This is a genomic window from Pseudomonas sp. GW823-FHT02F05 (assembly GCF_058797315.1).
Window position 1 is genome coordinate 54819 of the sequence record NZ_JBXAJM010000009.1, and the last position, 12723, is coordinate 67541.

The 12723-nt window shown below is 58.0% G+C and carries 11 protein-coding genes and 1 pseudogene; 4 read left to right on the forward strand and 8 right to left on the reverse strand.

What is annotated here, in order from left to right; translation table 11 throughout:
- The first annotated feature begins 123 nt into the window (after window positions 1-123).
- Together msrB and AC1RAC_RS12635 are read left to right on the forward strand one after the other, a co-directional pair.
- On the forward strand, window positions 124-516 hold the full coding sequence (gene msrB, locus AC1RAC_RS12630) for a peptide-methionine (R)-S-oxide reductase MsrB (RefSeq protein ID WP_034127154.1): 393 nt from the start codon (window positions 124-126) through the stop codon (window positions 514-516).
- Between the two features lie 150 nt (window positions 517-666).
- Window positions 667-1152 (forward strand): glutathione peroxidase, encoded by a 486-nt coding sequence (locus AC1RAC_RS12635; RefSeq protein ID WP_314548425.1) that lies wholly within the window; start codon window positions 667-669, stop codon window positions 1150-1152.
- Between the two features lie 21 nt (window positions 1153-1173).
- Here AC1RAC_RS12635 and AC1RAC_RS12640 read toward each other — a convergent pair whose 3' ends face one another.
- Window positions 1174-3483 carry a hybrid sensor histidine kinase/response regulator gene (locus AC1RAC_RS12640; protein WP_034127156.1) on the reverse strand — a complete coding sequence of 770 codons (2310 nt, stop codon included), beginning with the start codon at window positions 3481-3483 and terminating at the stop codon, window positions 1174-1176.
- Between the two features lie 163 nt (window positions 3484-3646).
- Here AC1RAC_RS12640 and AC1RAC_RS12645 point away from each other — a divergent pair, with 163 nt between their 5' ends.
- Complete coding sequence (locus AC1RAC_RS12645) at window positions 3647-4537, forward strand: ATP-binding protein (RefSeq protein WP_034127157.1); 891 nt, start codon at window positions 3647-3649, stop codon at window positions 4535-4537.
- On the forward strand, window positions 4534-5016 hold the full coding sequence (locus AC1RAC_RS12650; protein WP_054920140.1) for a GAF domain-containing protein: 483 nt from the start codon (window positions 4534-4536) through the stop codon (window positions 5014-5016). Before AC1RAC_RS12645 ends, AC1RAC_RS12650 begins: the two co-directional genes overlap by 4 nt.
- A 69-nt stretch (window positions 5017-5085) precedes the next feature.
- Here AC1RAC_RS12650 and AC1RAC_RS12655 read toward each other — a convergent pair.
- The 7 genes and pseudogenes from AC1RAC_RS12655 to AC1RAC_RS12685 all read right to left on the reverse strand — a co-directional run bounded on the left by AC1RAC_RS12655 (window position 5086) and on the right by AC1RAC_RS12685 (window position 12722).
- A pseudogene (locus AC1RAC_RS12655) lies at window positions 5086-8719 on the reverse strand (transporter substrate-binding domain-containing protein).
- An 8-nt stretch (window positions 8720-8727) separates the two neighbouring features.
- Complete coding sequence (locus AC1RAC_RS12660; RefSeq protein ID WP_034127160.1) at window positions 8728-9354, reverse strand: response regulator transcription factor; 627 nt, start codon at window positions 9352-9354, stop codon at window positions 8728-8730.
- A gap of 249 nt (window positions 9355-9603) precedes the next feature.
- Complete coding sequence (locus AC1RAC_RS12665) at window positions 9604-10005, reverse strand: response regulator (RefSeq protein ID WP_089042696.1); 402 nt, start codon at window positions 10003-10005, stop codon at window positions 9604-9606.
- A gap of 161 nt (window positions 10006-10166) precedes the next feature.
- The gene (locus tag AC1RAC_RS12670) at window positions 10167-11498 is read right to left on the reverse strand and encodes a deoxyguanosinetriphosphate triphosphohydrolase (protein WP_034127162.1); all 1332 of its coding nucleotides are present in this window, start codon (window positions 11496-11498) and stop codon (window positions 10167-10169) included.
- 164 nt (window positions 11499-11662) lie between these two features.
- A complete protein-coding gene (locus AC1RAC_RS12675) occupies window positions 11663-12004 on the reverse strand; it encodes a hypothetical protein (RefSeq protein WP_034127163.1) in 342 nt (113 codons plus the stop codon).
- The gene (locus AC1RAC_RS12680; protein ID WP_005786473.1) at window positions 12001-12405 is read right to left on the reverse strand and encodes a phage holin family protein; all 405 of its coding nucleotides are present in this window, start codon (window positions 12403-12405) and stop codon (window positions 12001-12003) included. Before AC1RAC_RS12680 ends, AC1RAC_RS12675 begins: the two co-directional genes overlap by 4 nt.
- A gap of 2 nt (window positions 12406-12407) precedes the next feature.
- The gene (locus tag AC1RAC_RS12685) at window positions 12408-12722 is read right to left on the reverse strand and encodes an ElaB/YgaM/YqjD family protein (protein WP_003189926.1); all 315 of its coding nucleotides are present in this window, start codon (window positions 12720-12722) and stop codon (window positions 12408-12410) included.
- Window position 12723: the final 1 nt, after the last annotated feature.

Here is a 12723-nt window from a genome sequence, read left to right on the forward strand (position 1 = left end):
AAATACGTTTGAATGCCGATGGCGCGGGTGCCAGACTGGCGTTTTGAAGAGGCGCAATCATACGTGCCGCCTGATCCATGGAAAAGACACAGATCAGGGTTTTTCAGTTGCCGAGGTGTACCGATGGATAAGTTGCAGAAAACTGTAGATGAATGGAAGGCGATGCTCGATCCGGAGCAGTACAACGTGTGCCGTCTCAAGGGTACCGAGCGACCGTTCAGCGGCAAGTACAACGCCACCAAGACCGACGGCGTCTACCACTGCATCTGCTGCAACGAGCCGCTGTTCGATTCCAAGGCGAAGTTTGATTCCGGCTGTGGCTGGCCCAGTTTCTATGAGCCGATCGCCGACAGCGCGATGGTCGAGATCCGCGATGTCAGCCACGGCATGATTCGCACCGAAGTCACCTGCGCCAAGTGTGATGCACACTTGGGGCATGTGTTCCCGGACGGCCCACCGCCGACGGGCCTGCGCTACTGCATCAATTCGGTATGCCTGGAGCTGGTGCCGCGCTAGGCTTGCATGGTCCCTGTAGGAGCGAGCTTGCTCGCGAAAAACGTCAACGATACGGCGGGTTTCCTGAATGAACGCGGCGTCTGATAGTTTTTCGCGAGCAAGCTCGCTCCTACAAATAAGGCTCTTCCTTCCCTGACTTGAGGCATTGCCATGAGCGACTCCCTGCTGAGCATCCCTTGCACCACCATCAAGGGTGAGCAAAAGACCTTGGCCGACTTTGCCGGCAAGGCCATTCTGGTGGTCAACACCGCGAGCAAATGCGGCTTCACACCGCAGTACAAGGGCCTCGAGCAACTTTGGCAGCAATACAAGGACCAGGGCCTGGTGGTGCTCGGCTTTCCCTGCAACCAGTTCGGCAAGCAGGAACCCGGCAATGAAGGCGCGATATCCGAGTTCTGCGAGCTGAACTTCGGTGTCAGTTTTCCGCTGTTCAAGAAAATCGACGTCAATGGCAGCGATGCCCACCCGTTGTTTGTGCAGTTGAAAAAACAGGCCCCGGGGCTGCTAGGTTTCAAGAACATCAAGTGGAACTTCACCAAGTTTCTCATCGGCCGTGATGGCAAGCAGGTCAAGCGTTTTGCGCCAACCACCAAGCCTCAGGACTTGACCCAGGAGATTGAAGCCCTGCTCAAATGACCGCAATATTGCGGGTACCCATCAGAGGCTGGTTGTTTTAGGTACCCACAGTTCCAGTAAGGCGTTGAGTTCTTCCCGGCGAAACGGCTTGGCCAGGTAATCGTTCATTCCTGCGGCCCGGCAACGCTCGCGTTCTTCGGCCATCGCGTTGGCGGTCAAGGCAACAATGGGCAAGTCCGGCCAACGCCCGCTGCGGCGAATTTGTCGGCTGGCTTCATAGCCATCCATCACAGGCATGTTGCAGTCCATCAACACCAAGTCGAAGCGCTGGTCCTCCAGAAGCTTGAGGGCTTCGCCGCCATGGGCCGCGACGATCACCTCACACCCGAGCTTGCTGAGCATGCCCTTGGCCACCAGTTGATTGACCGCGTTGTCCTCCACCAGCAGGATGCGCGCGCGGTGCGCAAGCGGTGCGGTTTCTATCTGGACCGGGTCGAGCACCAGTTGCGCGCCGCTGCGCAGGTTGCGTTGCAGGATCTGGTACAGCGCGTTGCGGCTCAATGGGCGCGCTTGTTGCTGCAGCGGCGCCAGGGCCGTGACTTCTTCGCTGGGCAAAAAGTTACCATAGGCGGTAACCAGCAGAATCGGCGCGCTGATGCCCGGGCGCAAGCGGAACAAGCATTCAGGGCAGTCGGTGATCAACAGGTCGGGCGCCAGCCCGCTCAAATCATCGTCCTGGGAATAGCAGCGCGGTGTCAGCCCCCAAGAGGGCAATAGCGTGGTGAGCAGCTCCGTCAGCCCGCCGCCGGCGTTGGTGATGGCGATCACCTCGCCCGTGAGCGGTGCATAGCGCATGGCAGGCAAATGCGCGGGCAGTGGGAGGTCGGCGCAGAACTGGCTGCCAAAGCCCACCTCCGAGCTGATACTCAAGCGGCCTTGCATGGCTTCGCACAGGTTATGAGTCAACGCCAGGCCCAATCCCGTCCCGCCAAACTGGCGGGTAATGCCAGCGCCGGCCTGGGTGAACGGCTGGAAGATTTTCACCTGGGCTTCCTGGGCGATGCCAATGCCGGTATCGCATACTTCAATGCTGACCCGACCTTCCAAGGCGCGCAGGCGCACATCGACGCGGCCAAAGCGGGTGAACTTCAAGGCGTTGGAGAGCAAGTTACTGACGATCTGCCGCACACGGGTAGGGTCGCCGACCACCTGGGCGGGAAATTGCGGGTCGATCAGGCAGGTCAGCTCCACGCTCGGAGCAGCATTTTGCGAGAGCAGGTTGGCGGTGTCTTCCACCAATGAACCCAGGTCGAACGGGATATGCTCCAGTTCCAGCTGGCCGGCGTCGAACTTGGACAGGTCAAGAATATCGTTGAGCAACTCCACCAGCACTTTGCCTGAGTCATGGGCAATGGACAGTTGCTGGCGCTGTTCGGCGGTCAGCGGGCTATCCAGTGAGAGGGCAATCATGCCCAGCAACCCATTGAGCGGCGTACGAATTTCATGGCTCATATTGGCCAGGAATGCTGCCCGTGCCTGAGCCATGCCCAGCGCAGTCATTTTCGCCGCCTCCAGCTCATCGTTGGACTGGCTCAAGCGTTGGTTGCTGGCCTTGAGTTCGAGGGTGCGCGCAGAAACGATATTTTCCAGTTGCCCCAAATACTCCGTGAGGCGATCTTCGGCATGGCGCCGTTGCTGGATCTCGGTTTCCATGTTTTCGAATTGTTGGTTGGCGACGCTGACCAGCACGCCGATTTCATCGTGTTCATGCCCCGGTGGGCAATCCAGGCGCGCCTGTTTGCGTGTGCTCAGCTCGCGGATAATGCGCACCAGCGGTTGGGTGAGCATTACGTAGAACAGGCCGAGCAAAATCCCGGTGAGCAGCAGGCTGCGGGCGAAGCCGTTGAGCAGAGTGATCTCGGCGCGATGCAGGAAACGGCTGCCAAAGGCATAAGTATCGACGTCCAGGCGTAACACACCAAGGGAGTCGTTGGGCATATGGCTGAGAAACAGTCGGTCTTCGAATTGGCGATTGGCACCAAACAGAAAATCGCTGACCGGCCGATAGTTGCTTTCCTTGCGCGGACGGTTGACGTCGGCCAGCACCACGCCATTGTTGTCGATCAACTGCGCGCGGATGATGGCGGGGGAGTGCAGCAGGCCCAAGGTCAGTTCCTGGGCGAGTTCGGCATCGATGTTGTAGGCGATTCTTGACGCCGGGTTATGGCTGATTTCAATCAGTGAGCGTATTTCACGGTTGATGGATGCGTCTTCACTGGCATAATCAATGCCGATTTGGATCAGACTGAGCAGGGTTCCCAAGACGAAACCGACCAGCACAGTCAATCTGGCTTGTTTATAAGACAAGCGGTGGGCGAACTTGATATCCATCGAGTGTTGAACCACTTAGCGTTTCCCTTCGCCCGGCAAGCATAGCTGAACATCCACAAGCTTTGGCTCGCCCGGCATGAATCGTTTGTTTGATGCAGCCCTACAGTTTGCCGCAGGGTTGCCAATACGCCATCTTTTGCAAGAAGTTGCCAGAGGAATAGCTGTGGATTCTCGATTGAATGCCTTTCTTGAGCGCGCCGATGCGGTGCTGGCTCGCCTGGAACCGTTGTTACCCGCCCCACGCCAGGCGATCGACTGGCACCAATGCCTGGCCGCCCGCTGGCAGCGCGAAGGTCGCAATGGCTTCCTGTTACCGTTGGAAGTGAGCCTGGACATGCGCCTGTCGGACCTGATCGGTGTCGACAAACAACGTGAACAACTGGCGCGCAACACCCAACAGTTCCTTGATGGGTTACCCGCCAACCACGCCCTGTTATGGGGTTCGCGTGGCACCGGCAAGTCTTCCATGGTCCGGGCCTTGCTCGCCCAGCACGCTAACGCCGGCCTGCGTCTTATCGAGATCGAGCGTGACCACCTGGCTGACCTGCCGCGGGTGGTCGAGCAACTGGTCAAGCTACCACAACGCTTCATTTTGTTTTGCGATGACCTATCGTTCGAGGCCGGCGAAGGTGACTATCGCGTGCTCAAGAGCGTGCTGGATGGTTCCCTGGAACAGGCGCCGGAAAACGTGCTGCTGTACGCCACGTCCAACCGTCGCCACCTTGTGCCGGAAAACCAGAGCGACAATGACAACTGGAAACGCGTGGACGGCGAATTGCACCCGAGCGAGGCGGTTGAAGACAAGATTGCCTTATCGGATCGTTTTGGCTTGTGGTTGTCGTTCTACCCCTTTACCCAGGAGCATTTCCTGGATGTGGTGGAACACTGGATCGGTGAGTTGGCCAGCAAGGCCGGCTTGCAGTGGCAGCGCGATGAGCAGCTTGACGTTCTCGCGGTGCGTTGGGCCACTGGGCGCGGCAACCGCAATGGCCGGTGCGCCTATCAATTCGCCCGTTACTGGGTGGGTCTTAAATTGCTGGAACGTCAACCATGATCGATTTACAACAGGCCGGCAGCGGCCTTGATGGCTATGCCATGCTCTGCGCGCAACTGGAGTCATTGCTGGCTTATGAGCGCGATTTTATTGCCAACAGTGCGCAGTTTTCCGCGTTCCTGTTCAACCAGTTGGATGACTTGAACTGGGCTGGCTTTTATCTCAATCGTAACGAAGAGCTGGTGCTTGGGCCCTTTCAGGGGCAGATCGCCTGTGTGCGCATTCCGTTTGGTCGCGGCGTGTGTGGTGCGGCTGCGGCCTCACGGAAAACCCAGCGCGTGGAGGACGTGCACGCGTTCCCAGGCCATATCGCCTGCGACAGCGCTTCGAACAGTGAATTGGTGGTGCCATTGGTCAAGGACGGCCAACTGATTGGTGTCCTTGACCTCGACAGCCCATTGCTGGGCCGCTTTACCCCTCAGGACCAGGAGGGGATTGAGCGGCTGGCGGAGATTTTCCTGCAGTTGACCGACTGCTGAAGCAGTGGGTACTTATGCTGGTCGCGGTAGGAGCGCATTTGCTCGCTCCCGCCACGACGGGCCCTGGTGCTATGGGGCTTGCAGTTCATCGAGTTGAACCCGCAGCATCTTCTCCAATTCCAGCATGAGCTGTTCCAGGGCCCTGATGCCGCTTTCGATCACGGCCCACTCCTCATTGCGAGAACAGGTTTGCTCCAAGGCTTCGCATTGCCCCGCCAACGAATGGGCTTGAACGATGCGGGCGGCACCCTTGATCTTGTGGGCTTGCTCAATGATGTCCGAGGGGGGCGCGTGTCGATCCCGCAGTTCGATAAGGACCTTGCGGTCGTGAAGGCTGCTGCTCAGCAGCTCCTCCAGCAAGCGTCGGCTCAACTGTGGATCACCGCCGGTCAGCGCTTCCAGGCATTCGAGGTCCAGCCGTTGGGGCACGGTTTCAGGGGCGATATGTGCCAGTTGGCGCTCTAATACGGTAAGGCTGATGGGTTTGAACAGGCAGTCATCCATGCCGGCTTGCACGCACCGTTGCCTTTCCTCCGGCTGGGCGTTGGCGGTAAAGCCCAGTACCACGCAGGGCACCAATTGTTCGCGTTGCTCATATTCACGGATTGAACGACTCAGTTCGTAGCCATTCATGATGGGCATGTTGCAGTCGGCAATTACCAGGTCGAAATGCTCTTTACGCCAGGCCTGGAACCCTGCGGCTCCGTGCTCGGCAGCGATGAATTTATGCCCCAGGTAGCCCAATTGCTGGCACATCAGCAGGCGATTCGCCGGATGGTCGTCTACCACCAGTACGTTAAGCACCCGTGCGGTGGCCGGCGTTGGCGGCGTGTGTTCACCCACCGCCTGGATCGCTTGCAGGCGAGGCATGCTCAGGTTGACGTGCACCTGGGTGCCGACCATGGGCACGCTGCTCAGGCTCAATTGGCCGCCCATCATCGCGCACAGGCTGCGGCAGATCACCAGACCCAGGCCCGCGCCACTGCGCGCCAGTTGCCCTGAGTTGTCCGCCTGGGCAAAGGGTTCGAACAGGCGTTGTTGGTCATCCCGGCTGATGCCGATGCCGGTGTCTTCCACCACCAGTTTCAGCTCGATCTGCTCCGGGGCCTGGGTAGGCTGCAGCTCGACCTTGATCTTGACCTGCCCTTGTTCGGTGAACTTGATCGCGTTGCTCACAAGGTTCGATAGCACCTGCTTGAAGCGCAGCGGGTCTATCAGCACCTCGATATCGTTCAGGTCGGGTTTGAACTCCAGCAGCAGGCTGAGGGTTTTCTGCCGTGCGAGACCGTCGAAGACGCGCACCACTGATTCAATTACCTCCCGCAGGTTGACGCGCTCCGGCGCCAGGCTGAGGCGGCCGGACTCGATACGCGCGATGTCGAGAATGTCACCGATCAGCTCCAGCAGGTCTCTGGCCGAGTTGTACGCCACCTCGATCGCCGGACGGTCAAGGTGTCCTTGGTCGGCGCGCTTGAGCGTCAGTTCGAGCATGCCGATCACAGCGTTCATCGGGGTACGAATCTCGTGGCTCATGGTAGCCAGGAACGTGCTCTTGGCGCGGTTGGCTTCGTCGGCGCGCTCCTTGGCAGCGCGTAGTTCATCGAATAGCTGGCGTCGGTCACTGATATCGATCCAGCCACCGATGATGCCCTGGACTTCACCCGTAGAGTCGCGGTAGGGAAGGATCCAGTGATAGATGGTCAGTTTCTTGTCGTGGATATGCAGGCTGCGATCGAGGATCAGCGGGTTACCCTCGGCCACCACACGCAGATAGTCAGCATGATACTGGGCTGCCTCCGACGCCAGCGCCATGGTCATCTGGGTCACGCTTTTGCCGATCACCTCTTCGCGCTTGACGTCGAACACCTGCAGGTAGCTGTCGTTACAGGTCTGCAACAACCCATTGCGGTCGCGCACGTAGATCGGATGGGGCGTCTCATTGACCAGTGCACGCATGAACTCGAACTGATCGTTGAGGGCACGTTCGGCCATTTTTCGATGCTTGATCTGGCGACGCATGTAGGCGTTCCAGGCTAGGGATATCAACAGCAACAGCCCGGTGCCGATGATGATTCGCGCGATCAGTTGATGGTAATTACGCCAGTAGCTGTCCGATGCGGCGGTGTAGCCACGCCAGCGACTGTTGATTACGCCCATTTCATCCGGGGCAATGCTGAGCAGCGCCTTGTCGAGTATCGAGCTCAACTCCGTGGCTTGGCGCGAGGTAGCAAGAGAGAAGGTCGCTGGGGTTGTGCCGATGCTGGCGCTTATTTGCAATTTATCCTGGAAGACCTGGGATGACAGGAAATAGTTGGCGATCACCAAGGTATTCACTGCCCCATCCACTTGTCCCTGTGCTAGCAGCTCCGATGCTCTGAACGTATCACTGGTTTCCACCAGTTGAACCTGCGGGAAGTCTTTGCTCAAGGTCGCGGCCAGTGGGTTGCCTCGGGTGATTGCCAGACGCTTTCCTGCCATCTGCTCCATGTTCGAGGGGGCACCTTGCTCTCTGCGTGTCAACAATACATAGGAGTTTTCCAGGTAGGGGCGGCTGAAATTAAGCTGCGAATCTCGTTCGTTGCTGGGCACGATGGCACCGATCATATCGACTTTCTGGGTCGCGACCTGGTCGATCATCGCGCTGACATCGCGCCCGCGCTGCACCGAAAAACGCAGGCCGGTGCGCAAGCGAATCAACTCAAGCAAGTCGGCGGTGATGCCGCGAAAGTTGCCGTCTGCATCGAAGAACGTCAGGGGCGCGAAAGTTTCGTTGACGACCACGGTGACCACCGGATGCTCTTTGAGCCAGCGCTCTTCGCGCTGGGTCAGTTGCAGCTTCTTGTCGGTCAGCAGGATGTCGCTGCCGGCGCTCCAGCGCTTGGCAATGCTTTCCCTTTCGTTGATGGGCACCGAGGCCAGGACTGAATCGACAATGCTGAGGAGCATCCGGTTGTCCTGGCGCATGGCAAAACTGAAGCCATAAGCTTCATGCTTGCCGAAGTTGGCCATGCGAATGTTTTTGAGATAGCCCTTGTTGATCATGTAATGGGTGGAAATGGTGTCACCGAGAAACACATCCGCCTGGTCGAAGGCCACTGCATTCAAGGCATTCTGATAGGACGGGTAGGCGCGGATGCTCGCCTTGGGGTACAGCTTCTCCACCTCATTGAGCGGCAGGTAGTGATAGACAAGGCTCAGGCGCAACCCATCGAGGCCTTCGCTGAGGCTGCGGGTTTCTCCCTCGCGCGTGACCAGCACCGGCTGGTCCACGGCATAAGGTTCGGAGAGGATAAGATTTGGCGTCGCAGCTTCAAACCCGTTTGAGGAGCCCAGCAGGTCAATTTCCCCGTCTTCCAGGGCGCGAATGGCCGCCGCTCGGGAGGGGTAGCGCATCACATTGATTGGCAGGGAGAGTGCCTTGGCCAGTAATCCTGCGTAGTCGGCGGTAAGGCCTTCGTAGTCATGGCCGCTGGAAGTGAGGTCGAAGGGCGGGTAATCAGGTGTGGATGTCCCCAGCGTGAGTTCACGTTTGTTCTGCAGCCACTGGCGCTGGGCCTTGTCAAAATGAGTGTCCAGTTGAACAGCTCCCGCACGACTCAAGAGGGTGAAACGTTCCGGGCTGGTTTGGTGCTCCGCCAGCACGGTAGTGCTGAAGTACAAACCGGCACTATATAATCAGATAGTCCTTTATACGCCTGGGCATCCGCTTTCTCACACTAGCGCGTTTCGTTTTGCCATCTCGATGAGTTCTACCAAGGATTTGGCTTTGAGTTTCTGCATGAGTCTCTTTTTATAAGTACTGACCGTCTTGTTGCTTAAAAACATACCTTTGGCAATTTCCTTGTTAGTGCGACCTTGCGCAAAAAGTTGCAGGACCATCAACTCTCGGTCATTAACTGACTTGAACAGTTCCAGCTCCTGGACATCCATGCCTTCGGCTCCGGGGCCACTCAATGCCTGGCTGGGGAAGTAGTTGTAGCCGGACAGGACAGCGCGAATGGCGCTCAGCAATTCGCTCAGGTCACCCTCCTTGCACACGTAGCCTTCGGCGCCCGAGCGCATGCACCGCGTAGCAAATAGCGTCGGGCACTGGGCCGTGAGCACCAGGGTCTTCATTGAGGTGTTCATGGCATTGAATCGGCAGAGCACCTCGAGACCGTCGAGTTTCGGGATGCTGATATCCAGAATCACCAAGTCTGGAAGGCACTCACGGACCATTTGTATGGCATCGCACCCGTTGTCTGTTTCGCCGACGACCTTGTAACCTTCGTGCTCCAGCAACATTCGAATAGCAAGCCGGATAACGGGGTGGTCATCGATAATAAAAACTGAGTTCATAATCACATTCCATGCAGGTGCAAATAAAGCGGGCACATTAGCTCAGAAGATAAGGGCACGGCATGAAGCGCACGAGCAGTAGATGCAAAACAGGAAAGTTCCTACAATTAAAAAGGTATACGCCTACAAGTTGATGGGTAGTCGTGACAGAGCATGTGAGCGTTTCAAACGCAATCGTGGCATGGTGATAGGCTTGAGTTTTTACGGCGGGCTTCGTAGCGTATTTCGTCGAAGAAGATGTTTAAAGTCCTACGTAGGGAGGGTAAAAGTTAAGCCGATTAACTTTTCAAGTTCGTCCTTGTTCAACGGTTTTGATAAATAGCCAAGAAGCGGAAGACTTCGTTGCGAGGCTTGTTTTGTCAGGCTCATCAGTTCTGGCGTGGGTAACCCGCTTAACAGAATAGCGCTGGTAATGAAGCGCCGACGGCTGGCGATTTCCACTAGTTCAAGTCCGGGCAGGTCGGGCAGGCATTGGTCGCACAACATCAGGTCAAAGGGATGTTCGGACTGGCTCATTGTGCGTATGGCCTGCTCTGCGTTTTCCACCGCAGTCAGTTGATCGAAGCCGAAGCTGTTGAGCAGGCATTGGGTGGCCAGAAGTTGAAACGGGTGATCCTCCACCAAAAGAATACGAAGAGAGTATCTGGGCATAGAAAGCACACAGTGAGGCAAGCGTCGATGGGGGCAGTAGAATTGCTCGGTCGGTTGGGAACGCGTGATTATTCTTCGGATGCTTGTACGAATTCGATCAGTCCGCTCTGTTCCCATCGTAGGGCAATTCGTTTCAGGGAACAGGCGGTCGGATGCAAGCGTTACTGAGGGCTGGAACGCCCAGTCATTTCCCGTGCCATTTCGGTGGCGTAGCTGTCGGTCATACCGGCAATGAAGTCGATCATTCGCAGGAACGAGGCGTGCAGTGGCCAGGCGGGGTCCGGCGCGCTGTTGCCCAGCAAATCGAGAATGCGCCGATTCTTGAACGACGGTGTTCGCCCTCCATGTTGTTCAAGGGCCGCGCCGCAGAACGCGTTCAGCAGGATTTCCAAGGTGGTGTAAGCGCCGATTTCATGCAATGTCTTGCGCTTGTCCTGGAAAATTTTCTTGCGCGCCATGTCTTTGGCATCCAGCACGCAGCGCTTTGCCGGGCCGTGCATATGCTCCACCAGGTCTCCCTGCAGCGTGCCGGCCAGCAGGGCGTCCTGCTGTTCGACAAACGCCTGCGCAGCCGCATTGGTCAGGTGCTCGATGGCTTTGCCACGCAGGATCGCCAGCTTGCGTCGGCGAGAGTCCAATGGGCCCAGCTGGCGATAGGTTTGTGGCAGGTCATCACCGACCAGGTCGAGCAACAACGACTCCACTTCGCTGTACTGCAGAAGCTCCATTTCCAGGCCATCTTCCAGGTCGATCAACGCGTAGCAGATGTCGTCGGCTGCCTCCATCAGGTAGACGAGCGGGTGACGCGCCCACCGTTGTTCCTCTAACTGGGGCAAGCCAAGCTTGTGGGCGATCTGCTCAAGAATTGGCAACTCGCTCTGGTAACAGCCGAACTTGTGTTTCTTGTAGCCCAGCGAGTCGGCGTGACGGGCAGTCCAGGGGTATTTGAGGTACGTGCCCAAGGTGGCGTAGGTCAGCCGCGTGCCGCCGTCGAACTGGTGGTATTCAAGTTGGGTGAGTACCCGAAAGCCCTGGGCATTGCCTTCGAAGTTAAGGAAGTCATTGCGTTCGGCGCTGCTCATGCCATCCAGCCAACCTCGCCCGGCGGCCTGTTGGAACCAGTGGCGAATGGCGTCTTCGCCGGAATGCCCGAATGGCGGGTTGCCGATGTCATGGGCCAGGCAGGCCGATTGCACCACCATGCCCAGGTCGCTGGGGTCGCACCAGTCGGGCAGGGCGCTGCGCAGGGTTTCGCCCACGCGCATGCCGAGTGAGCGCCCCACGCAGCTGACTTCCAGGGAGTGGGTCAAGCGTGTGTGGATATGGTCGTTGCTCGAAACCGGATGCACTTGGGTCTTGCGTCCCAGGCGCCGGAATGCGCCGGAGAAAATAATGCGGTCGTGATCTTTGTGGAAGGGGCTGCGGCCCAGTTCTTCAGGGCTGTGCAGGGGTTTTCCAAGACGTTCGCGGGTTAGCAGGGTGGGCCAATCCAAGGCGCAGGCTCTCCGTAGTGTGAATGACAGTTCCAGCTTCCCGGTTCGGCCTTCAAGGGCAGGCGAATCCAGCGGTCGGCCGCGTGGGTATCAATTAACAGGCAGCGCAAAAAACCGCAATGACCAGCAGGTGTCTGGTCATTGCGGTCATCGGCTAACGAGGGTCAGCTTTTGCGCGAAGAGCCTTGCATGGCCAACTTGATCAGGGGGATCAAGCCGGCACCCAGCCGCACCAGGCGCGTGATGCTGCTGATACTGCCGCCCTTGGCGCCCTTGCCGGTAAAGAAGCCCATCAGCGTAACCGCCGCCACACCCCACAACGGCGCGTGCTTGATGCCCAGGCTGTCCTGCCAGTTGTGGCGCATGTTGCGCATTTTGTGCAGGGGCGCCATGAGTTGTTGGGACTCATGACGGATTTCCTGGCGGTGCATTTCCATGCGCAGGCGAATCAAGGCTTTGCGCATTTCCCGGCGAGAAGTATTTTGCGGGATTTCAGTCATGCTCATGGCAGCAGGCGCTCCCGGTCATTGGCCAGTTCTTCGAGCGTGGCGTGGAAGGGCGTGGACTCATCGAATACCGCCGCCTTCAAGCGCACACCGCAGAACGCAGCGGCCAGGCTGTAGAACACGCAGAGGCAGATGATGCCGGTCAGGCGATAGCCCGTGTCCCACACTAAGATCATCACCAGCGTCGACAACCCCACCAGCAACAGCAGGGCAAACACCAATGCCAGGCCGGCAAATAGCAACAGGCTGACGGTACGGGCCTTTTGCTCTTGTAATTCAATGCCGAACAACTCGACATGACTGTGCAGCAAGCCCAGCACAGCTGCGCCCAGGCGTCGGGAAGTTGAACCGCTTGCTGAGGAATGTGCGCTCGTGGATGAGCTGGATTCGCCGATAGACATGGTTAGCGCCTTGTAGCCAATAGACCGATCAAAAAGCCTACGCCGGCAGCAATGCCGACTGACTGCCATGGGTTGGCTTGCACGTAGTCTTCGGTGGCGGTGATTGCCGCCTGGCCGCGCTCGCGCAATGAGTCTTCGGTCAGTTGCAGGGTCTCGCGGGCCTTGAGCAGGCTCTCGTGGATCTTGGTGCGCAACTCGTCAGCCTGGTCACCGGCCAGCACGGCAGTGTCGTCCAGCAGCTTTTCGGTATCGCTGACCAGGGTTTGAAAATCCTCCATCAGTATCTCTTGAGCAGTCTTTGCTGTTTTACCGGCCATG